Origin of the sequence: uncultured Granulicatella sp. (assembly GCF_963545075.1) — a bacterium.
In the GTDB taxonomy this organism is placed as follows: Bacteria; Bacillota; Bacilli; order Lactobacillales; family Aerococcaceae; genus Granulicatella.
On record NZ_CAUUHX010000026.1, the window covers coordinates 1 to 23,618 of the forward strand.

General features: G+C 32.6%; 21 protein-coding genes. 4 read left to right on the forward strand and 17 right to left on the reverse strand.

Going from position 1 to position 23,618, the window contains the following annotated elements; all coding sequences use genetic code 11:
- Positions 1 to 666: 666 nt before the first annotated feature.
- The 5 genes from pheT to RWZ86_RS04915 all read right to left on the reverse strand — a co-directional run bounded on the left by pheT (position 667) and on the right by RWZ86_RS04915 (position 7,583).
- Entirely contained in the window at positions 667 to 3,087 is a 2,421-nt protein-coding gene (pheT, locus tag RWZ86_RS04895; protein ID WP_314680426.1) for a phenylalanine--tRNA ligase subunit beta, read from the reverse strand.
- Positions 3,088 to 3,099: 12 nt separating this feature from the next.
- Entirely contained in the window at positions 3,100 to 4,149 is a 1,050-nt protein-coding gene (gene pheS / locus RWZ86_RS04900; RefSeq protein ID WP_314680427.1) for a phenylalanine--tRNA ligase subunit alpha, read from the reverse strand.
- 346 nt (positions 4,150 to 4,495) lie between these two features.
- Positions 4,496 to 4,705 carry a hypothetical protein gene (locus tag RWZ86_RS04905; RefSeq protein ID WP_314680428.1) on the reverse strand — a complete coding sequence of 70 codons (210 nt, stop codon included), beginning with the start codon at positions 4,703 to 4,705 and terminating at the stop codon, positions 4,496 to 4,498.
- A gap of 8 nt (positions 4,706 to 4,713) precedes the next feature.
- A complete protein-coding gene (locus RWZ86_RS04910; protein WP_314680429.1) occupies positions 4,714 to 5,253 on the reverse strand; it encodes an NUDIX hydrolase in 540 nt (179 codons plus the stop codon).
- An 89-nt stretch (positions 5,254 to 5,342) separates the two neighbouring features.
- Positions 5,343 to 7,583, reverse strand: coding sequence for a penicillin-binding protein 2 (locus tag RWZ86_RS04915; protein WP_314680430.1), 2,241 nt, complete (start codon positions 7,581 to 7,583; stop codon positions 5,343 to 5,345).
- A gap of 204 nt (positions 7,584 to 7,787) precedes the next feature.
- On the opposite strand from RWZ86_RS04915, the gene RWZ86_RS04920 reads away from it, so the two are divergent.
- On the forward strand, positions 7,788 to 8,690 hold the full coding sequence (locus RWZ86_RS04920) for a TDT family transporter (protein ID WP_314680431.1): 903 nt from the start codon (positions 7,788 to 7,790) through the stop codon (positions 8,688 to 8,690).
- Positions 8,691 to 8,744: 54 nt separating this feature from the next.
- On the opposite strand, the gene RWZ86_RS04925 is transcribed toward RWZ86_RS04920, so the two are convergent.
- The 4 genes from RWZ86_RS04925 to RWZ86_RS04940 form a co-directional block, all read right to left on the reverse strand.
- Positions 8,745 to 9,191 carry a hypothetical protein gene (locus RWZ86_RS04925; protein WP_314680432.1) on the reverse strand — a complete coding sequence of 149 codons (447 nt, stop codon included), beginning with the start codon at positions 9,189 to 9,191 and terminating at the stop codon, positions 8,745 to 8,747.
- Between the two features lie 11 nt (positions 9,192 to 9,202).
- The gene (locus RWZ86_RS04930) at positions 9,203 to 9,718 is read right to left on the reverse strand and encodes a DUF6115 domain-containing protein (protein WP_314680433.1); all 516 of its coding nucleotides are present in this window, start codon (positions 9,716 to 9,718) and stop codon (positions 9,203 to 9,205) included.
- Positions 9,719 to 9,866: 148 nt separating this feature from the next.
- On the reverse strand, positions 9,867 to 11,060 hold the full coding sequence (locus RWZ86_RS04935) for a toxic anion resistance protein (protein ID WP_314680434.1): 1,194 nt from the start codon (positions 11,058 to 11,060) through the stop codon (positions 9,867 to 9,869).
- 12 nt (positions 11,061 to 11,072) lie between these two features.
- Positions 11,073 to 11,756, reverse strand: coding sequence for a 5-bromo-4-chloroindolyl phosphate hydrolysis family protein (locus tag RWZ86_RS04940; protein ID WP_314680435.1), 684 nt, complete (start codon positions 11,754 to 11,756; stop codon positions 11,073 to 11,075).
- Between the two features lie 367 nt (positions 11,757 to 12,123).
- Between RWZ86_RS04940 and RWZ86_RS04945 the strand changes: the two genes are divergently transcribed.
- Both RWZ86_RS04945 and RWZ86_RS04950 read left to right on the forward strand, forming a co-directional pair.
- A complete protein-coding gene (locus RWZ86_RS04945) occupies positions 12,124 to 12,756 on the forward strand; it encodes a thioredoxin family protein (protein WP_314680436.1) in 633 nt (210 codons plus the stop codon).
- A gap of 502 nt (positions 12,757 to 13,258) precedes the next feature.
- Positions 13,259 to 13,678, forward strand: coding sequence for a thioredoxin family protein (locus tag RWZ86_RS04950; RefSeq protein ID WP_314680437.1), 420 nt, complete (start codon positions 13,259 to 13,261; stop codon positions 13,676 to 13,678).
- A gap of 259 nt (positions 13,679 to 13,937) precedes the next feature.
- On the opposite strand, the gene RWZ86_RS04955 is transcribed toward RWZ86_RS04950, so the two are convergent.
- The 7 genes from RWZ86_RS04955 to RWZ86_RS04985 form a co-directional block, all read right to left on the reverse strand.
- On the reverse strand, positions 13,938 to 16,559 hold the full coding sequence (locus RWZ86_RS04955) for a YfhO family protein (RefSeq protein ID WP_314680438.1): 2,622 nt from the start codon (positions 16,557 to 16,559) through the stop codon (positions 13,938 to 13,940).
- Positions 16,552 to 17,493, reverse strand: coding sequence for a glycosyltransferase PgfS (gene pgfS, locus RWZ86_RS04960; protein ID WP_314680439.1), 942 nt, complete (start codon positions 17,491 to 17,493; stop codon positions 16,552 to 16,554). The genes RWZ86_RS04955 and pgfS overlap by 8 nt, the downstream gene beginning before the upstream one ends.
- Before the next feature lie 152 nt (positions 17,494 to 17,645).
- The gene (locus tag RWZ86_RS04965; RefSeq protein WP_314680440.1) at positions 17,646 to 18,275 is read right to left on the reverse strand and encodes a TIGR01906 family membrane protein; all 630 of its coding nucleotides are present in this window, start codon (positions 18,273 to 18,275) and stop codon (positions 17,646 to 17,648) included.
- 2 nt (positions 18,276 to 18,277) lie between these two features.
- Complete coding sequence (locus RWZ86_RS04970; RefSeq protein WP_314680441.1) at positions 18,278 to 19,057, reverse strand: TIGR01457 family HAD-type hydrolase; 780 nt, start codon at positions 19,055 to 19,057, stop codon at positions 18,278 to 18,280.
- Positions 19,058 to 19,059: 2 nt separating this feature from the next.
- Positions 19,060 to 19,848 (reverse strand): YutD family protein, encoded by a 789-nt coding sequence (locus RWZ86_RS04975; RefSeq protein ID WP_314680442.1) that lies wholly within the window; start codon positions 19,846 to 19,848, stop codon positions 19,060 to 19,062.
- Between the two features lie 18 nt (positions 19,849 to 19,866).
- The gene (gene ybaK / locus RWZ86_RS04980; RefSeq protein ID WP_314680443.1) at positions 19,867 to 20,355 is read right to left on the reverse strand and encodes a Cys-tRNA(Pro) deacylase; all 489 of its coding nucleotides are present in this window, start codon (positions 20,353 to 20,355) and stop codon (positions 19,867 to 19,869) included.
- Positions 20,356 to 20,488: 133 nt separating this feature from the next.
- On the reverse strand, positions 20,489 to 22,066 hold the full coding sequence (locus RWZ86_RS04985) for a peptide chain release factor 3 (protein WP_314680444.1): 1,578 nt from the start codon (positions 22,064 to 22,066) through the stop codon (positions 20,489 to 20,491).
- Between the two features lie 228 nt (positions 22,067 to 22,294).
- On the opposite strand from RWZ86_RS04985, the gene nrdI reads away from it, so the two are divergent.
- Entirely contained in the window at positions 22,295 to 22,759 is a 465-nt protein-coding gene (gene nrdI, locus RWZ86_RS04990) for a class Ib ribonucleoside-diphosphate reductase assembly flavoprotein NrdI (RefSeq protein WP_314680445.1), read from the forward strand.
- 37 nt (positions 22,760 to 22,796) lie between these two features.
- Here nrdI and RWZ86_RS04995 read toward each other — a convergent pair whose 3' ends face one another.
- A complete protein-coding gene (locus RWZ86_RS04995; RefSeq protein WP_314680446.1) occupies positions 22,797 to 23,480 on the reverse strand; it encodes a hypothetical protein in 684 nt (227 codons plus the stop codon).
- Positions 23,481 to 23,618 lie beyond the last annotated feature (138 nt).

A 23,618-nucleotide genomic window follows, 5' to 3' on the forward strand; every position in this document is an offset into this window, starting at 1 on the left:
CAAGTTGTATTGACACTGGTTCGTGTCACAAATGTTTGTGTTTCTTAGAATTTTCTGGAACAGTTAAAGTAAAATTTAATTCAAAAGCATTTGTTGGTGTGGTATAATTTTTGTACATAGGAGTCAACCTTTCTTGTTTTATTTTGTTCAAATTTATTATAACAGAGAATAGGCTCCTATGTTTCATTTATAAGACTAAAAAGCACTATAAAATCCTGTTTCAGAATTTTATAGTGCTTTCTTCTATTTTTGAGACTTTTTGCCCAGTCTCACTAAATATCTTCTTTGCCATTAAATCCATCATTGGTCTTGCACCTTCAATTCTCTCTTTCATATAATTTCATCCTCTCTCTATTGTTTGAAAGTATCTTCCAGTGACTTTTCACTAGAAATTACACTTCACTTATATATACGAAAAAAGGCGGAAAAATATTTTTTTATTTAAAGAAAATTAAAAACACAGACAAAGAAAGTTCTTTCTTTCAACGTTACAAGCGGAGGAATAAAAGAATTTTCTTCGTAGTAAAAGCAAAAAAAGTCAGAAAATTTCTGACTTTTTTTGTAGGGAAAATTCGAGACCAAGGCTCGAATTTTAGCCATAAGACTCGCTAAGCGAGGCTGCTGGCGACCTTACTACGTAAGGAAATTCTTTTATTCCGTAGCGCCTTAACGAATGGTTACATCCTCTAATGCAACTAAGGCTGTTTGGATACGATCCATTGCTTGTTTAATTTCTTCCTCTTGTAAAGTAGCTTCTTTATTTAAGAAACGAATCGAATAAGCTAATGATTGGTAACCTTCTTGTACATGTTCCCCTTTATATACATCAAATAAAGTAACTGATTGTAAATATTGACCAGCCTGTTCTTTAATTACTGACTCTAATGTTGCATGTGCCATTGTAACAGGAACTAATAACGCAATATCACGTGTCATTGACGGGAATTTCGGTACAGATTGAATCACACGTTCTTGTAAACCTTCTGCTAATAAAGGTTCCACTAATAATTCAAATACAAATGTATCTGATAAATCTAATTCTTTTTGAATCACTGGATGAATTTTTCCAATAAATCCAATTAATTCTTCACCTAAATAAATATAAGCTGTTTGTCCTGGATGTAATTGTTCAATTGCATCTGTTGCAACAAAACGAATGCGATCATTACAGTTTAATTCTGCAAAATAAGCTTCTAATACTCCTTTTAATGCGAAGAAATCAACAGGTTGTGCTGGTGATTGCCATGAAGCATGTCCCCATTCTCCTGTTACTGCAGCTCCGATAACTTCTCTTTCTTGGAAATCTTCAGAACCGTTTTTACCAATAGAGAATACTTTCCCAACTTCAAATAAACGAACATTTTGTTGAGAACGAGCGACATTATATTGTAATGCTTCAAGTAAGCTTGGTAGCATTGATTGTCTTAATTCACTTCTCTCTTCACTCATTGGTAAATCTAAACGAATACTTGGTCTTTCTTCTACTGTAAACCAATGAGATTTTTCAGGAGTTGTTAATGCATAAGAATAAGCTTGTGATAAACCTGCTCCTTGCATAAATTGACGAGTCCAACGTACAAAACGTTGTTTCTCATTTAATCCACCTTGCGTACTTGCAGTTGTCGGTAATGTTGAAGGAATTTTATCATATCCATAAATACGTCCAACTTCTTCTACTAAATCTGCTTCAATCGAAATATCAAATCTCCACGCAGGAACTGTTACATGGAATACTCCTTGTTCTTCTTTTGTTGGATAAGCTAATTGTTTAAATACTTGTAATACCTCTTCTGTTGAAAGGCTAGTTCCTAAAACATGGTTTAAGCGTTCTAATGAAATAGAAACTACTGGTAACTCTAATGTTAGTGATTGAGCAGAAGCTACTCCTTCAACTAGTTCACCATCTCCTAATTCAGCAATTAATGCTGCAGCTCTCTTACCAGCTTGTAAAATAGTCGCTTTATTAATTCCTTTTTCAAAACGGCTACTTGATTCACTTCTTAAATTATGTTTTTGAGAAGCTAAACGAATGGATTTTGGATCGAATAATGCTGATTCTAATGCAACAGTTGTTGTAGTTTCAATAATTTCTGAATCTAATCCTCCCATTACACCAGCTAAGGCAACTGGTTTTTCTCCATCTGTAATAACAATTTCATTACTTAATGTACGTTCAACGCCATCTAATGTTACTAATGTTTCACCCTCTTTTGCACGACGAACATGAATTTGTTTTGAATTTAAACGATCATAGTCAAATGCATGTAACGGTTGTCCATATTCCATTAAAACATAGTTTGTAACGTCTACGATATTATTAATTGGACGAACGCCTGCTGCAATTAATCGATTTTGCATCCATTGAGGACTTGGTTTCACCGTAACATTTTTAATAATTTGTAAGTGATAAGCTGGAGCGTCTACTTCATCTTCAACCGATACTGTCATCCATGGATCTAATGAAGACGAACCACCTTCTAAAAATTCATCTGGTGTTAATGTATTTTCTAAATTATAAATTGCACCAATTTCATGAACAGAACCTCTCATACTTAAAGCATCTGCACGATTAGCTGTAATATCTAATTCCACAATCGCACTATCTAATGCTAATGCTTTAACAGCATCCATTCCAACTTCAATCGCATCATCTTCAAATACATAAATGCCTTGTTCATATTCTTTTGGTACTAATGAAGAAGGAAGTCCTAATTCTTGAAGAGAACAAATCATCCCTTGAGACTCTACTCCTCTTAATTTTCCACGTTTAATTTTATGACCACCGGCAATACGTGCTCCATGAGTCGCTACAATAATTTTTTGCCCTTTAGCAATATTTGGTGCACCACAAACGATTTGTAATGGTTCTTCCCCAGCAACATCTACAGTTACAACATGAAGATGATCTGAATCTGGATGATCTACCACTTCTAATGCACGACCTACGACTAAACCACTTAGTTCTTCACCTGGAACAGATACACTATCTACCTCAATCCCAGTACGTGACATTTTTTCTCCTAATTCTTGAGGAGTAATTGAACTTAAATCTAAATATTCATTTAACCATTCATACGATAATTTCATATTCTCTTCTCCTTACTTCGTGAATTGATTTAAGAAACGAACATCATTCGTATAAAGTGAACGAATATCTTCGATTCCATATTTCAACATTGCAATACGGTCTTGTCCTAATCCAAAGGCAAATCCACCATAAACACTTGAATCTACTCCAGCGGCTTCTAATACGTTTGGATGAACCATCCCTGAACCTAAAATTTCAATCCAACCTGTTCCTTTACAAATCGAACAACCTTGTCCGCCACATTTGAAACAGCTAATATCTACTTCTAGAGAAGGTTCTGTAAATGGGAAGTAACTTGGACGTAAACGAACTTCACGCTCTTGACCAAATAATTCTTTGGCAAATGCAGCTAATGTCCCTTTTAAGTCCGCCATTGTAATATGTTTATCAATTACTAATCCTTCAATTTGGTAGAACTGATGTGAGTGAGTTGCATCATCATTATCACGTCTAAATACACGCCCTGGACTAATCATTTTTAATGGGCCTTTAGAGAAATCGTGTTTTTCCATCGTTCTAGCTTGAACTGGTGAAGTTTGAGTACGTAATAAATACTCTGGCGTAATATAAAATGTATCTTGCATATCACGAGCAGGATGATCTTTTGGTAAGTTCATCATTTCGAAGTTATAGTGATCTGATTCTACTTCTGGACCTTCTACTACTTGGTATCCTAATCCAATGAAGAAATCTTCCACTTCATCACTCACGTGACTTAATACGTGTTTTGTACCAACTGTCATTGGACGACCTGGCATTGTAACATCGATTGTTTCTTTACGTAAAGATTCCACCAATGCTTTTGCTTCTAAGTCAGCTTTAATACTTGTAATTTTTTCTTCAATTACACTACGTAATTCGTTCGCTAACGCTCCTACTTGTGGACGTTCTTCTGGAACGATATTTTTAATATTTTTTAGAACTTCTGTAATAGGTCCTTTTTTTCCTAATTGTTGCACACGAATTTGTTCAACTTCTTTTAACGTTTGAACTGTTTCTAATGCAGCTAATACATCTTGACGAATCGCATCAAATTGTTGTTTCATTTCTGCTAAATTCATTTTATTTCCTCCTATAAATCATTTTCATAAACAAAAAGTCCCTTACAATTCCTAGAAATTGTAAGGGACGAAATTTATCGCGGTACCACCCTCATTCCTGCATTGCAGGCACTCGGCGTTATTAACGGTAACGAACCGATCCATTATTCATCTATCGAATCCCAATGGCGACTTCGGAAGTGAAAAGTTGTAGATTTTCATGAAAGGCTTTCAGTCGCTGACCTTTCTCCCTAATAATGAAAATTTCTATAACCCTTTTCCATCAATGTCTTTAAATATATGTGTTATTTTATCAAAGCTCTTATGAATTGTCTAGCCCTAACCTAGCATTCAGCACAACAATCCATTATAAGAAGATTTGAACACCAATTGCTACAATAATGAGTACAATCATCGCAATCATCCAAATCGTTAAGAAGCGATTATATCTTTCTAATAATGGCTTTTTAGGAACTGGAGATTCATTAAATTCATATTCCTCATTATCTTGAGACCTTCTTTGCTCTACAACATGTTCTCTCAAAGCTTTTCTTGTTAATAATGGTTCTTTTGACATATTTTCTCCTATTGATGCAATGCTGCATATTGAACAGCAATAATCGTTTTGGCATCCGTGATTTCTCCATTATGGATTTTCTGAATGACTTCTTCCACTGGAACCCATTCAATGGATACAAATTCATCTTCATCTAATGGTGCTGCATCTGTTAACTGCTGAATTCCTTTTGCTTCATACAAATGAATTTTTTCATTACAATATCCTGGAGTCGGTACTAAATCTACCACTTTTTTCCATTCAGTTGCACTTAATTGCGCTTCTTCTTCTAACTCTCTTTTTGCTGCTTCTAACGGACTTTCTCCATCATGATCTAATTTTCCTGCTGGAATTTCTAATGTGTGAGCTTCGATAGCTTTGCGATATTGACGCACTAATAAAATCTTTCCATCGTGAACTACTAAAACTGCTACTGCTCCATTATGCAATACGATGTCTCTCGTTGATTGTTTTCCATTTGGAAGAGACACTACATGGTGTTCAACTGTAAAAATGCCACCTTTGTACTTCACTTCTTTTTGTACGGTTACTTCTGTAAAATCATTCATAATCACGCCTCCTTAATAGTATTATATCTTGTCTATTCAATTTAGCAATAAAAAAAGGCTTTTGAAAACTCAAAAACCTTTTTTATTGATTATTGTCCTTGTCTTCTTACTGGAGCTACAGGAACAGTCGTATTTTGTTGTTGTCGTACTGTTGCAGCTTGAGTATTTTGTTGGACTTGTGCATTCGCTGCTTGTTGTGCTGGACGATTTCCTGCTTGAGTATTTGTTTGTCCATTAGCAGTTGTAGAATTTGTTGATGAAGTTGAACTTTCTTGGTGGAAGTATGCATCATACACTTGTTTTGTAATTCCAGCTGCAAAGTCTCCAGGAATTCCATTTGAAAAATATGGTGCAACTACTGATACAACAATTTCAGGATTATCAGAAGGAGCATAAGAAGCAAATGTAGAGTTCTCTACTTCCTTTTGTTTAAATTGTGGTAATGGTCCATCGTAGAACGCTTCTACTGTACCTGTTTTACCAGAAACAGAAGGCGTATAATTTCTAAATGTATAAGCTGAAGTTCCGTTTGCTCCATGCGTTACACGATATAATCCCTCTTTAATATGATCAATTAATCCTGCTTCTACTTGGAGAGAATTCATAATTTTTGTTGGAACAACTGTCTCTAAATCACCAATTCCTCCATCTTTACCTGTTGAATGAATTTCTTTTACTAAACGAGGTGCAATACGTGTTCCTCCATTGGCAATAGTAGCCATATATTGAGCTAATTGTAATGGCGTATATAAGTCAAACTGACCGAACGCAAAGTCCAGTGCAGAGAAGGCAGCACCTGTACCACCATTATATCCTTTTCCTTCATTAGGTAAGTCAATTCCTGTACGAACCCCTAAACCAAATTGGGCATAATACTCACGTAATTTATCAAATACGTTAAGATTAATATTTAATTTTCCACCTTTTTTATACTCATATTGTCCACCCATTCTCATGGCTAACTTAATCATATAAACGTTAGAAGAACGCTCAATCGCATCTAAATCTGTTACAGGAATACTACCATTACGGTTGAATACAGAACTTTTCGGTTTAGAAGCTTCAAACTCAATTGGTTCATCGACAATCGTATTATCTTCTCTTGTAATAACTCCATCCATATATCCAGAAATAACTGTTGCCGCTTTTACAGCTGACCCCATCCCAAAGGCACCATTAATAGCTCCTAAGGCATCATCTTCAATTCCAGTTACTTGATAATTTTCATTATATTTTTTCTTTTTACCAGTAATTCCTAAAACATCTCCGGATTTTGGATTCATTGCAACAACATACACTCGGTCTGCAGTGGCATCTGATAATCCTTCTACAGCTTTAGTAACAATATCTTCCAATTTCTTTTGAAAATCCGTATCAATTGTCATCACTAAATTGGAACCAGCTTTTCCACCATAACGTTCTTCGTGGTTAACCACTTCTCCACGATTATTCGTTTGGCTTTGAACCACTGTTTTTGTTCCACTTAAAACTGATTCATATTGTTCTTCTAAATAACTTGTACCTACACGATCATTTAATGAATACCCTAGAGTTAATAAAGAACGCACTCTATCATAAGGTAAACCTGTTGTTTCAGAAGATACAGAACCTAGAATTGTCTTCAACATATCTCCCATTGGGTATTCACGATCCCAATCTGAATCAATGTCAATCCCTTTTAACTCTCCAAGACGTTCACTAATACGAGCAACTTCTTGTTCTGTTACAGAATCATTTTTAATCGTAACGGTTGATAAGGCATAGGCACTATTCATCTTCGTAAAAATAGCAATCGCTTGTTTTTCACTATCTGAATAATTAATTTGATCATCCGTTATATGCGCTAATTGCATTTCATATGTTTTACTATTTGATAATCCTTCTTTTGAAGCTTTCTTTTTCTCTTCTGCAGTTAATAACTTGCTCGCTTCATCTGGATGAGTCGCAAACCAATAATCTTTTAAATCTCGGTCTCTTAATTTACTTGTATCTACTGTAATAAATTCTGTTAATTTTTTTGCAGTTTCCAACATACTTTTCGTTGTTGCATCTGAAGAACGTGTATAGTTCACTGCTAATTTTGGTTTATTTCCTACTAATACTTTTCCTTTACTATCATAAATAGAACCCCTTGGAACTGCTTTTTTTGCAGTAGAAGTTTCTGTACGTTTCACTAAGGCGATGAAATCATCCCCTTTGACTAATTGAACATACGCTAATCGTCCGATTAATGCCATAAATGAAAAAAACACGATAAAAAATAATAAATTTAATCGAAATGGAATATGTGATTTTTTCTTTATAGGACGATTCTTTCTTTTGTTAATCATGTATTCACATCCATCTTTTAATATTCACTGCTCTATTATAGCATAATTTAAGTTTGGTTTCGTACTATTTCTATCAGAATTTAAAATTATTTAAACTTAATTAGGTGCAAATTTTAAGTAGTTTATTAACCCCCTTTCAAATTTAAATTTTCCTTCATTCATTTTTATGTTATACTTTTCTCAAAAAGATTATTGGAGGATTTTATGAAAAAGTTACCTTTAGCATTTTCTGGTTGCCTTCTTGGGTTAGCAGGCGCTGGAAATCTTATCTCAGACACCTTGCCTGAATTATCCCATGTGTTTAGTGTACTTGGATTAGGATTATGGATTATCTTCTTAGTTTTCCATTTATTCGATTGGCAAAATTCTACGAAAGAATTAAAGAAACCACCTGTTTTATCTGGAATGGCTACTTTCCCTATGGCAGGAATGATTTTATCTACTTATTTATTGCGTACCGTTCCAAGTGTACCTCTCTTAGCACAAGTTCTATGGTGGTTCTCATTCCTATTAGATATTGGATTAATTACTTATTTTACGATTCTATTATTGAAATCTAAAGAAAAAATTTACGCAACACCATCTTGGACAGTATTATATGTCGGTATTGCAGTAGCAGCACTCACTTATCCTGTTGTAGGAATTATTGAAATTGCATATGCAACAATTATTTTCGGCTTTATCTTAACGTTTTATTTATATCCAAGTATTTATTTAGATTTGAAGAAAAAGCCACTACCAGTTGAATTATTAGGACAAGAAGGAATTTATTGTGCTCCATTTTCCTTACTACTAGCTTCACTCGTGCGTGTAGGTGGACATCAATTATTAACATACTCTATTATCATGATGATCATCTCATCTCAACTATTTTTCTTTTTAGTCTTAAGTCGCTTACCGCAAATTTTAAAACAAGGATTTCAACCCGCATTTTCAGCTTTAACATTCCCAACTATCGTTACAGCAACTTCACTGAAAATGGCTCAAGGAATTTTACAAGTTTCTTTCCTTAATCTATTCGTTACGATTGAAATACTTATTAGCTTAACGATTTTATTCTTTGTATTATTTAGTTATCTAATATGGATGAAAAAATCTTCAAGCTAAAACAAGAAAAGAGGTAAACACCATTTTCAAGTGTTTACCTCTTATTTTTATCCATTAACGTAAAGCTCCTAATGTACGAGCAATTTCTTCAAAGCTACTATTTGGTTGAATTTCAAATGTTCCAGCCAAAATATTTTCAGCAATATTATTTTCTAATAAATAATCTACAAATTCTTTAGAATCAGTGATAACTCCCGCTTCTTTTAATTTACGAGCAACATCACTTGAAACTTCTCCACTCTCAACCGTAATTGTTACAGCTTTATCTGCAACTTTTGTAGTTGTTTTTGTTGTAGATTCAATTGTTTGTACAGATTGCGTTGTAGCAACTGTTGTTTCTTCGGTTGTTTTAACAGTATCCGTTACTAATGGTAAATGAACACTATCTAATTGACTTTTTAAAGAATCTGGAACAAATGGCCAAACTACAGTTGTTAAAGCTAAAATAATAGCTGATAAAAGAAAAGCAACCCCTAGAGAGCGAAATTTTGTTTTACTCATATTACCCCTCCTTAATGTGAATCCGATTCAAAATAGCTATCAATTACTAATTGAACAGTTGAAACTGGAACATTTAATTGTTCAGCAATTTCTTCATAAGAAGCACCATGACTAAATAAAGTTAGGATATGTTTACGAGTAATGCTGTGTAAATCTTCCTCTTCTTCATGCTGTGAAAAAGTTGGCTCAGTAAATGTTGGTTGTGGTTCAAATACTGGTTGAATTTCCTCTTCTTTTTCTTCAAATCTTGGAGTGAAAGTTGGTTCTGGCTCAACAACTGGTTGTGGAATAAATGTAAACTCTGGTTCTGGTTGTGGAGCTTGTTCAACAGGAGCACGATAAATTGGTGTTCCTTCCAACTCTTGAATTTTTTTCTTTAAAGAATACACTTCTCTATTTAATTCTAATAAGCCTTCACTTAATTCATCTAATTCATCTTCATATTGATTGTCTTTTAAGAACAATGAAATGAATAAGAAAAATACTGCTAAAGCTAATAATGCTACTACTACGATCCAAACGTGCATTTTCTCACCTCATAAAAAATATATTTACTACTATTGTAAAGAATGTTTGAAAAAATCGCAAGTTTATTTTATTACAAGCAGATTACATCTTTACTACTGAATCATAAATCCTATTAAAAATAAGAAGATTACTCCACGTTTCTCCATATTATTCTTGATGAATTTGTTTTTCTTTATGACTTAACACTAATAATTTTTGTCTTAAATCCTCTTCCATGTTTGTTAATTCAACTTCAGCTTTTCTTCTTCTTGCTCTACCTTCTTGTTGAATCTTCAATGTTTCTTCTAGTGTTTCAATTAAATCTTTTTGTGTTTTTTGTAATGTTTCTAAATCAATAATGCCTCGTTCATTTTCACGAGCAGTTTCAATCGTAGAAATTTTTAACATTTCTGAATTTTTTTGAATTAATTGATTTGTTGTTTCTGAAACTTGTCTTTGTGCCGTTACAGCATCTTTTTGACGTAATAATGTCATCGCAATCGCAATTTGGTTTTTCCATAATGGAATGGTTGTAGTAATGGATGATTGAATTTTTTCAGCTAATGCCTGGTTCGTATTTTGAATTAAACGAATTTGCGGTGCTTGTTGAATCGTCATTTGTCTTGTTAATTTTAAATCATGATTTCTTTTCTCTAAGCGGTCTAAAAATTGTTCTAAGTCATTTACGACTTGTACATCCATTTGGTCTCCTGTTACACGTGCTTTTTCTAAAGCTTCAGGAATTAATGTCTCTTGTAATTCCGCTAATTTTAATTCTCCAGCCGCAATATAAATATTTAATGCATCAAAGAAATCTTTATTCCGTTGATATAATTGTTCCAATGATAAATTATCATTTAATAATCCATTTTTCTCATAGTCTAAACGAATCGCAATTTTATCAACTTGAGATCCAACTTCTTGATATTTAGCTTGCATTTCATAAATGCTCTTCTTAATTTTTCCAAAGAATTTTTGGAAGAATCCTTGATTTTCAGCTACTAAATCATTTGGGTCAGTTTCATTTAAACGCTCCATTAAGTCATTTAAAATATCCCCAATTTCTCCGGTATCTTTTGCTTGCACATGAGAAAGCATTTGATGAGAAAATTCTCCTAATTGTTTTTGAGCTGCAGCCCCATAACTAATAATCGCTTGTAAATTTTTTTCATCAATTTGCTTCGCTAATGCACGAGCTTGTTCTTGATGTTTTTCATCCAATGTATCAATTAATTTCTTTGGACTTGCTTCAGTTTGTGTTGCTGGAAAATCGTGAGATACTTCTGATAATGGTGTTACACTCACTTGTTCCCCAAATGGATTTTGAATTAAATCTTCTACTGTTGAAGTTTTATCTGTCATCTATATTTCCTCCTAAAAGTCTTCAAACTCTTCTTTTTGAACTTGTTTTTGAAGATGTTCTCTTTCTAAATTTAAATCACTAAAATCTTGTGCTTGGAATTTTTGATAGTCTGCTTCCACTTGAAGACAACAATCATCTAATAATTCCATTGTTTGATCTAGCACTTGATAAGTTTCTTGAGTTTTAGAAATATGTTTTTCGATTTCAATATATTTTCCCATAATTTCTTCTAAGCCTGGTAAATACGTATTTAAAAACTTATCAACGGCATGCAAGCGTTCTGGATGTTGAACAATTTCCTTAAAGTAATCTTTTAAAATTGTTAATAGTTGGTAACGATTAGCAATGGCTTCGATTTTATTATTTTGTTTTGTATAAGATTCAATTTGTTGAATTTGAGTTTTTGCTCGATTCATTTTTTCTCTAAAAAAGGCTACATCGCTTTCTGTTAGACCTGCCTTATTATAAATCTCTTGTTGTTTTTCTGACGGACCTTGTAATTCTTTTTCCTTATGTAGATATGTTTTCCAATTTGGTGGATTCATTTCTTTACGGAATAGTACATAGAAAAATATGCCATAGCATAATAAAAGAAATAAAAACATTTCTGCAGTACTATGCATTCTTACAAAAACTCTTGAACTGACTGCTACAAAGAAAAATAGCTTAATCGCTTGAATAATATGTTTCTTCATAAGACTTCTCCTTTATCAACTCTCTTAGGCAAATTATAGCATATTCTCGTCCCACGACAATGGGACAAAAGTATGATTTCATATTTTCTTTACGAAACTAAATATTAAAGAAAAAAATTTTGTAGCTTGCAAAGGACGCCAGTAGCCCCTTACGGGTCTCTTGGCTAAAATTTGAGCCTAAGGTCTCAAATTTTCCTCTAATAAAATCTGATGTGTCAGATTTTATTACTGCTAGTACAAAATTTTTTTCTTTAATATTTATTTATCGTTAGTAAATAATTTTCCGTAAACTTTTATTAAAAACGCTTTCGAAATCAACAGCTTATGATATAATGGAAGTATAAAAATAATAAAGGAGTTGGTTTTAATGTGTAAGATTAAGTCTTTGACGAAAGATGATAAATTGTTTTCAATCCTTCTTATTTGTTTTTTGCTATTTGATTATTTTATTATTGGATATTCTTTACTATGGATTCTCTATTCATTTTTCATGGCAACAGGAGCTTACTATTTAGTATCTAAATCGCCTCTAAGTGATAAATTTTCTACTCTAACGAAGAACATAATAGGTATTTGCTTAATTACTCTTTTAATCGCTCCTCCATTATTTATTTTTAAAAATAACTCTTGGATTTACCGAACAAGTGAATATGTACAAGCAACTAGTCATTTTGTTCAACTAGATAATTCTATTATTCAGAATGACATGAATACTCAAAAGAAACAGATTCGTTTTGTTTATGTTGGACGTGAAACTTGTCCGTATTGTAGGGAATTTGCTCCAAAATTAAAAGAGGCTGCAAAAAGTATTAATGCTAGAATTTATTATATTGATACGGAAAATAAAACGGATGAATTAGCGAAATTTGCAGAACAGTATCATATTGATTCTATTCCTACTTTATTAGTCTTTAAAGACGGTCAATTACAAGAGACTTTATCAAACAGTAGCGATATCAGCCTAAATGATCTAAAAGAATTTTTAAAGAACCATAAGTAAATATTAAAGAAAAAAGATTTTGTAGCTAGCAAAGGACGCCAGCAGCTTCGCATTGCGAATCTCATGGCTAAAAATTGAGCCTTGGTCTCAATTTTTCCTCTAATAAAACCTGTTAAAACAGATTTTATTACTGCTAGTACAAAATTTTTTCTTTAATATTTTTTTCTCGTTACTAAACTATTTTTCGCTAATAACATTTTCATAAAAAGTAAGAAAACTCTTTCATTTTCAAGAAATAGTGCTATACTTTAATCATAAATTAGTAAAGGGTGTGGGTGTAATGACTAAAGTTAAATTTTTAACTAAAGGGGATTGTATATTCTTAATTATTCTTTTAGCTTATTTGATATTTAGTTATTTTATCAGTGAATTTTCAATTTTATGGCTCTCTTTTCAATATATTGTATCATCAGGATATTATTTTCTATTCATAAAAGATTATTTCTTTAAACCATGGAGTCCACGAAAAAGATTCATAGTATCATTTATTGCACTCTTTTTCATGATGTCTATCATTAATCCTCGTATCTATGTTTCAAATGACAATACTTTGGTGTATCGTTCCAGTGAGTATGTCCAAGCAACACGTCATTTTGTACAACTAGATAATTCGACTATTCAGAATGAAATGGATACTCAAAAGAAACAGATTCGTTTTGTTTATGTTGGACGTGAGACTTGTCCGTATTGCAGGGAATTTGCTCCAAAATTAAGAAAGGCTGCAAGAAGTATTAATGCTACAATTTATTATATTGATACTGAAAATAAGACGGATGAATTAGCGAAGTTTGCAGAACAGTATCATATTGATTCTATTCCTACTTTATTAGTCTTTAAAGACGGTCAATTACAAGAGACTTTATCAAACAGTAGCGATATCAGCCTAAATGATCTAAAAGAATTTTTAAAGAACCATAAGTAAATATTAAAGAAAAAAGATTTTGTAGCTAGCAAAGGACGCCAGCAGCTTCGCATTGCGAATCTCATGGCTAAAAATTGAGCCTTGGTCTCAATTTTTCCTCTAATAAAATCTGATATATCAGATTTTATTACTGCTAGTACAAAATTTTTTTCTTTAATATTTTTTCTCGTTACTAGACAATTTTCTGAACAAGAATACTCTACTAAAAAGACTCCCATCAGTTAACTATTTAACCAATAGAAGTCTTATTCTAAAAATATTAAACCCATTTCTTATAAATCAAACCGAGGAATACAATAAGTGATACGACAGAAATCCCTACTCCTATCTTCCAGCCTTCTGGAATAAAGCTTAATTCAATCGTATGTTCTCCATTGCTAATCTCAAAACCTAATAAACTATTCCAAATTTTTCTTATTTCAACGACTTTTCCATCAACTTTTACATTCCATCCTTTATCGTATGGAATTGAAGTAAACATAACACTACTATCATCTGTAATGGTAACAGTACCTTGAATATGGGAATTATCCCAATGTGTTAACTGTATCGCTTGACTTTGACGTTCTTGGATAAAACGATTGGAAACAGCACGATTTGATTTGGCCAATCGAACTCCACTAAAAGAATAATCTTCATCTGTGTTCACTTCGATTTTAAATTCAATTGGCTTGTCCATTGATTGCGAAGCAATATTGACTAATTGCGTCGCTTGATAATTATTTAAGAAATGATATTCCTCTCCATTCAGATACATTTTAATATTATTTTTATCATTTCTTGAGAAGCGTGTTGGTAAAGTAATCCAATACTCTTCATCTGTTTGAGGAGTAAAATGGTACGTAATGCTAGCTGGTTTTGACGAATCAATTCTTTGATACGTCTCTGCTCTTTCAACTGCTAAAAAATTATCTGTCGTAATATCATTTGCTGCTAACATATCCAAATATTTAACATCTTCTCCTAATTGAGCTGCTGCAATTTTATTATAGTTTTGAATCGGTTGATTCATTCTTAATTCTAACGAAGCTAATTTTTCATTCACTCCAAATGCTATCGGAAGAGTTTGTGGAATTTGAAATACTTCTGTTCTCTCTTCTTCATAAACTACAGGAGTATTTTCTGTAATATCTAAACGAGTTGCATATTTTCCAAATACATACATCTTAGTTGTATCCGGATAATCCTTCGTATAGACTGGCTTTGGTGTCATCCAATATTTCAAACTAAATAATGCATCACTTAATGGTGTTCCATAATAGTAAGTCGTTGCATTAATACCAGTATTGCCTAATTGTTCAAATAAATCTCTTGTTGAATTTTCCAAGTTAGAACTAAATACAGACATTCCTGGATAATCCGCCATAAATGGATCATTTTTACTTAAATGGAAACTTCCATGAATACGATAAAATTCCTTATCATTTGGGCGAATTGGAGCTACTGCTGTTTGTAATTGTTTCACCGCATCTTGATATTTATACGCATCCGTATAACCCACTCTCGATTGAACAATCGTTGCATTCATCATTAATTCAATCGCAGTCACTGCTGCCAAAAATGCCCATCTTTTATTTATTTGAGGCCATACTAAAATCGATAACATCACAAAAATTAAAGCCAATGTCGCAATTTTTTGTGGAACAATTAAGAAAGAGTATTGTCTAGTCATCACTAAAATGAAAATCAAAATCATGACTCCAGCAACGACTAAAGATTTTTTCCAATTTAATTGTTCGACTTCTCTTAAGGATAAATAAGCTAGATAAACGAAGAAAAATGCCATAATCCAAGAAAAGCGATAGAAAAATCCTGCTGGATTTTGTCCCATATGCCATAATTTACTCGTAAATTCATGAATACAAGATAGGATAAAAATGATTAAGACTCCTAAAGAAGCCATTTTCTCTCTTTTTTGAATCTTAGAACTTAAGAAATAATAAACTGTTCCTATCATTCCTAGTGAGCCTACATAAATATTTGGTAAGTTTGGACCTGCTGGCCATGAAGAATTATCGAATGCTCCTAAAAATAATTTAGAAAAAATATCTAATGGATCAATCTGTAATTTCCATTCAAATAATAACTTACTTTCCAGTCCACCTTTAGTTGAAACTAAACTCATCAAAATTGGAACAATAATAAACGCTACTAATCCTACTGCTAAAATCGAATACAAGCCTAGTTGAAGCAATTGAAGAAATCCTTGCTTAAACGTTCTATCTTTTGATTTGAATAAATAAAACAAGGCATAGATGACTACAAAAATACAAATCATATATCCCATGTAAAAATGGAGTAATAAAGCTAAAGCTAACAACAGAACATATCGTTTCGCACCTGTTCTATCCAATACTTCTTCTACACCCATTAATACAAGTGGCAACATAATCATCCCATCATAAAAAATAGGGTTCATTTGATAACTGACATTAAAACCATTCAAAGCATATAAACTTCCTAATATAGGAAGGAATGCTGGATTTTTTTCTAACCCATTATATCGCTTCACAAAAAAATGTGTCCAAGTAAGTCCCATCACTCCGTAACGAAGACCAATAGTTAACATAACTGCCCATTGAAAATTTTGTTCTGAAAAGAAGAAATACAATAGATTAAACGGACTAATTAAATTAAATCCCCAAATTCCAAGCATTCCTCCACCAATCGATTTTGAAAAGGAATAGAAAAAACTATTCCAATCTCCATTTAAAAAGAAATGTTTCAAATAAGCATATAAACCAATATATTGCGCATTAAAGTCTACTGCCATCAATGATTTAGCACCAAATGGGAAAAATCCATTAATGATCCACGAAACAAGCATAATAACAATTGGTAGGAAGAAACTCGTTAAGTAAACTACTTTCTTTTTACTCATCTTTCTCCTCCTCAAAATTAGTTTTATCCACTAAATAGTGAGGACGTTTTTTTACTTCATAATAAATTTTCCCGATATATTCTCCTAATACTCCAATCGAGATTAATTGAATTCCCCCTAGTAAGACAACTGCAAAAATCGTTGTAAAATATCCACTTACTAAAGAAGTTGGGTCAATGATGTATTTAATGAACATCCACACAATATAGAGCACAGATAATAATAAACAACCTAATCCTAAATTAATACACGCACGTAACGGCTTATCATTAAACGATAAAATCCCTTGAATAGCATAATTCCATGAGAATTTTAACGAGTATTTTGTTTCTCCAATTTCTCGAACATGGTTTTCATATTCAATGACTTTTTCCTTGAAACCAATCCATGAAAACAGTCCTTTTGAAAAACGATTATATTCATTCAATGATAAAATTGCTCTTACAGCTTTTCGACTAAATAAACGAAACTCAGAAATCCCATCCGTTAATGGCGTATCCATTAGTCGATTCGCTAATTTATAAAAACGATTGGCTAAAAAGGTACGAAATTGACTTTCACCCGTTCTTGTTCTACGACCACTAACGACATCATATCCTTCTCGGTATGCTTCAATCATTTGTGGAACAAGTGCCGGCGGATGTTGTAAATCTCCATCCATCAAAATAACTGCTTCACCCGTTGCATATTGTAATCCAGCAATTGTTCCCGCTTCTTTTCCAAAATTACGACTAAAGCTTAAATAACGAACTCTTTCATCTCTCTCAGCAATTTCTAATATTTTTTCAAAAGTTTTATCTTTACTACCATCATCAATTAAAATTATTTCAAATTCTTCTTTTGTTTGTTGATTTAATACATGAACTAATTCACTGTACATTTTTTCAATCATTCTTTCCTCATTATAAAAAGGAATCACTACTGATATTTTCATATTTTCTCCCTCGGTCATTATTCTCTTCCTCGTTATCATACCATGTTTTAATTTTTTTGAGTATGAGAAAAGTGTAAAAGAAGTGTAAAAAAATACCTATCGCTTAAAGTCACCTCTAAACGATAGATAATCTCAAAATTTTATAGTTTTATTTAAATGTGTTCTTGCTTTCGAATCCATCTCCGAATCCCGATAATTCCAAAGACAAGCCATAAAAATACGATTAAAAAGCAAATCATAAAAAATTCTTCTGGCAATACTTCGATAATTGGATCTAATCGTGGATCAAAAATCCAAGCGGAATTATGGAAAAATAATTCGTGGAATTTTACAAAAATAACATCGAAAAAGCTCACTAAACAGACAACAAATAATAGTGAAGCATATAATATCCCTTTTAATGGAGTGAGTAATAGGAATAATTTTCTTTCTCTTTTAAACCTTCTTATCAAAACAAGTGAAACAATCGTAGAAATAACCGCAATGACAAAATTAATCATAAATAATCGTTTCACTTCTTCAAAGTGAAATAATCCTTGCGGAGAACTTGGAAAATCTGGCATCACTAATTCCTTAATCCAAGGTCTTGTTAAATAAGAAATCAATACATGATAGTTTTCCATTAATTTTGTCGTAGAAATTCCACTATGTTGTTCTAAGCCAAATAATAAAATGACACCTCGAAATAGTGGCTCAAAAAAGATGACAAAGGTAATTGCTGTACTCAATAAAAATAATGCTAAGACAATCGAAAGACTCCATCTTCTAATGGTTATTGACATTGTTATACCTTCCACTCACTTAAATTATTCACTAGATGTGTAGGTTGTGCTACTCCTTCTAAATCTTCTCTTGTTGAAAATCCTGTTAGAACCATTAAAGTGTCCATTCCATATTGAATTCCAGCTTGGATATCCGTATTATAATTATCTCCAACCATCGCAATATCTTCTTTTGTAAAATGTTGTTCAGGATATTGTTGATTTAAATAGTTCAAAGCTGATTCCATAATAATGCTACTAGGTTTCCCCATCACAATTGGCTCTTGTTGTGTAGACATTTTTAAAAATGCTGTAATCGAACCTGAACCCGGAATAAATCCTTTTTCACTTGGAAGATTAGAGTCGATATTCGTTACAACAAACTTTGCACCTGCACGAATCGCTAAAGTGGCAGCTTCTAATTCAGCATAATTTGTATCACGATTTAGCGATTGTAATACGACATCTGGATTTTCCCCTACAAGTTCATAGCCTCTTTCCATCGCTTGAGTTTTCAGTGCCTCTTCTCCAACAATCATTAATTTTTTGCCAAAGTTTTGACTTTCTAAAAAGTCCATAGCTGCTACTCCACTTGTATAGACTTCATTTTTAGTCACTTCTACTCCATAATTCTCTCTCAAATTATCAGCAACTTGTTGTGGAGTTTTGGTAGCATTATTCGTTACAAATAAAAATGGAATATTGGCTTTTTGCAAGCGACGAATAAACTCTTCTGCAGTCGGGATACGTTCTTTTCCTTTGTACATTGTTCCATCTAAATCAATAAAATATGCTTTATACATGCTTATTTCCCTCTTTTTTGTGGTTTTTCTCGAATATCAAATCTCTTATTAGGATGACTATTTTTTTGTTTCATTGGTGTATTTTTTTGATATTTTGTTTGATCGACTTCCTTCATTGAAAAATTACGATTTTGACGTTTATTTTTCATTGGTTGTAGAGAAGATTGACTCTCCAGATATAAACTTTCTTTATGTGTTATTTCTTTCAAACCAAAATCTTGCTTTGGTGCTTCTTTCATATCAAAATTACGTTTTTTAGAATTAAAACGATTATTTTTTTGTGAATTTCCTTTAAATGTTCTTTCTTCTATTCGTTCATTGTTAAAACGCTTCGAATTTCTCTTTTGTTGTTTATTTTTTGGACGTTTTGGAATTCCTTCTTCTTCTACCGCTACTGGTTTTACATTTGGATCTCTCTGTAGTACAAAATAACGACATCCAAAATTACAAAATTCGTATAAGTATTCTTGTAAACAAGCAATATCCTTATCCGGAGTAGCTAGTCGATTTTTTGATTCATAAAATCCTTTTAGACGTAATTTTTCATGTCCCCAGTCACCAACAATATATTCATATTTATCAAAGATATCTTGGTAGCGTGCATTAAAGGCATCTAATTCAAATCCTTCACGATAATCCTCAACAATTTCATAATGGACTTCTTTAATTTTGACATGAGTTTCGTCTACCCAAAATACGACACGTTCCACTTCCTGTTCTTGCGGTGCAACGATTTCTTCTAAAACTTCACTTAGTTCAGTCATTGTTGTTTCTTCTTTTACTTCGCTCATATAAAATCCTTTCTTCGGTTAATTTTCTAGATTATCAAACCATTCAGCTCTAGTTAGCTGTTGTAAATCTTCTGGTGTTAATTCCATTTGAATTCCTCTCTTACCTGCTGAAACTCGAATAGTCTCTTGTTCTTTAGCACGTAAGTCAATATAAGTTGGAAAACTTTTCTTCATTCCGACAGGTGAACAGCCTCCTCGAATATATCCAGTCAAACCTTCTAATTGAGATACAGGGATTAGCTCTACTTTTTTATTTTTAGAAGCTTTCGCTAATGCTTTCAAATTCAATTCATGATCAGCTGCAACACAGGCTACTAAATAACCTGTTTTATCTCCATGTAATACAATTGTTTTGTATACTTGATCTACTGAAATGCCCATTTGTTCACTCACATGAACAGCATCTAAATGTTCTTCATCCCATTCATATTCAAAAATTTGATATTGAACTTTTTGACGTTCTACCATACGAATGGCATTTGTTTTAATATTTGCTTTCTTTTTCATTATATCCAACTCCTACTGCATTAGTGTATCATATTTTCACTTGAAAATCAGTTAGATTTCCCTAAAACATTGCTTACACGAAAGAAAACCGTAGAGAAAGAAACATTCTCGTTCTTCCTCTACGGTAGTTTTATTAGAATAATGATTTTAATTCAATCGATGGATGTTTATCTTTAAACCAATTCAAAGCAAATTGATTTTCAAATAAGAATACTGGTTGATCAAATCTATCTCGACATAATAAGTTACGACTTGAAGACATATTTGGATCTAAGTCTGCTTCATCAATCCAACGTGCAATTTTGCTACCAATTGGAGTCATCACAACTTCCGCATTATATTCATTCATTAAACGATATTGGAATACTTCAAATTGTAGTTGACCAACAGCTCCAAGAATATACTCTCCTGTATGGTAAGTTTTATATAATTGGATAGCTCCTTCTTGTACTAACTGCTCAATTCCTTTATGGAAAGATTTTTGTTTCATTACATTTTTAGCAGCTACTTTATTAAATAATTCCGGTGTAAATTGTGGAAGTGGTTCAAATTGAATCGCTTGTTTTCCACTATAAATGGTATCTCCAATTTGGAAATTCCCTGTATCGTATAAACCAATAATATCCCCAGCAACCGCTGCTTTTACAGTTTCACGAGCATCTGCCATAAATTGCGTTGTATGAGATAATTTCATTTTCTTTTGAGAACGATTCACGGTAATATCCATCCCCGGTGTAAATTCTCCTGAACAAATTCGAACAAAAGCAATACGATCTCGGTGAGCCGGGTTCATATTTGCTTGAATTTTGAAAATAAATCCACTAAATTGTTCTTCTAATGGTTCAACTTTTTCACCAGCTTCTGTTTTCTTAGCTGAAGGGCTTGGTGCAAAATCTACAAAGGCATCTAAGAATGTTTGAACTCCAAACCCTGTTAAGGCAGAACCGAAGAATACTGGTGTTAATTTTCCATTCGCAATCGCTTCTTCACTAAAGTCATTTCCTGCTTCTAATAATAATTGAGCATCTTCAATCGCTTGTTCATATAAAGTCGATTGTTTGAAAGCATAATCTCCTTCTACTTCTCCATCTTCATTCAATGGCAAGAAGTCATTATCCCCATTTTCTTCTGGATGCATTAATTCAACACGCTTATTATAAATATCATATAACCCTAAGAATGTTTTTCCCATCCCCATTGGCCAGTTCATTGGATAAGCATCAATGCCTAATACTTCTTCTAATTCAGCAATCAACTCTAATGGTTCACGTCCATCACGGTCTAATTTATTAATAAATGTAAAAATTGGAATCCCACGCATACTACAAACTTCGAATAATTTCTTCGTTTGTGGCTCAATCCCTTTCGCACTGTCAATAACCATGACCGCACTATCTACCGCCATTAATGTACGATACGTATCTTCAGAAAAATCCTCGTGTCCTGGTGTATCTACGATATTAATATGATTCCCATCATATTCCACTTGCATTACAGAACTTGTTACAGAAATCCCACGTTGTTTTTCAATTTCCATCCAGTCTGATTTTGCGAATTTACCAGTTTTTTTCCCTTTAACCGTACCTGCTTGACGAATCGCTCCACCATATAATAATAATTGTTCAGTAATCGTTGTTTTCCCCGCATCCGGGTGAGAAATAATGGCAAAAGTCTTACGAGAAGAAACTTCTGCAGCTAATTGATTTGACATGTATTTATCTCCACTTCTATATTTTTTTTAATCGTTTTTGAGTATTATAGCTGATTTTACATGTTTTTAACTCCACTTCTATATTTTCCAAACGTTTCTTTAGTATTATAGCCGATTTTACAGTTTTTGAAAAGCAAGGTCTTATGCATTTTCTCATTTCTAACATTCAAGAAACTCCATTGTTTTTTCATTTATTTATGCTATGATAGTACAAAAGGGAGGGATTTTATGACTCAATCATTATCCATTGCATATATTAGCTTAACAGGCAATACTCATAGTTTTGTTACAAAATTAGTGGAGTATTTTAAATTTCAACAATCCTCTTTACAAATCGAACTTATTAATGTTAAAGATTTAATTCGGGATCATACAGAATTTTTTGAATTAGAGCATCCTACCATTGCATTTCTTCCAACTTATTTAGAAGGTGGAAACGGTGTTGATAACGGAGATACTGAAATTCTAACCAATCCTCTTGGAGATTTCCTTGCCTATCATGACAACTACAAAAAATGTTTCGGCATTGTTGGTAGCGGAAATCGAAACTTTAACAAACAATTCTGTTTAACCGCTCGCCAATATTCAGAGCGATTCAACTTCCCTGTATTAGATGAATTCGAATTACGTGGAAGCCAAAGAGATGTTGAACGAATTGGGCAAATGATAATAGAAAAATTGAATACTATATAGAAAACGAGACGATTGAATCGTCTCGTTTTTTTACTCTTTATGAAATCGTCCATGTCCCCATCTTTTTAGTACTAGATTTTAAAGCATTAGCGATTGAAGCGTCAACTTCTAAACTTTCTAATTCTTTTGGAATCACAATTTTTTCTAAGAAAATTGCTGATGCCTTTACAAATCCCTCTTGTGTAAATCTCTCATCTTTTAACATATACTGTGTAGCAATTCGACTAGCTGAAGAAACTGTATCTCGTATTTCTAGTAAATCTTTTGATACTTTATAAGAGTCATTTCCAATTTGAACATAAATAAAATTTCTATCCTTCCCTAGATAAACGACTCCTTCTTGAATTTGAGCCTTTTGATACAATTGGTCAGGGTATTGATTGGGATTATTTTTCCCACGATAACTTTCCTGTTCAAAAACAGAATAATGTTCTTTTGAAAATGGCTTTCGTACATACTCACGCACAGCTGGGGTTAGTTGGCTAATCCATTGAATCGTAGATTGGTATTGCAAAAAATTTCTCACCAAATAGATTCCAGTTGGAATGATTAAAAACATTGCTAATAGAAGACTAATGATTTTTTGTTTTTTATTCGCATATAAAACCATTACCCACAAAAAGAATAATATTAAAGCTACTCCAATAACTCCTAACCAAAACTTATCATAATAAAATTTTTCAGCCTCTATAAATGTTTGATACAAATCTTTTTCATTCATAAATTTCTCCCCTTTAGTACCATTCATTATACTGCTATCAGAAATCCTTTAAAAGGATCTATACAAATATATTTATAAAAAAATCTAAGAAACACAAACATTTGTGACACGAACCAGTGTCAATACAACTTGTGGGAC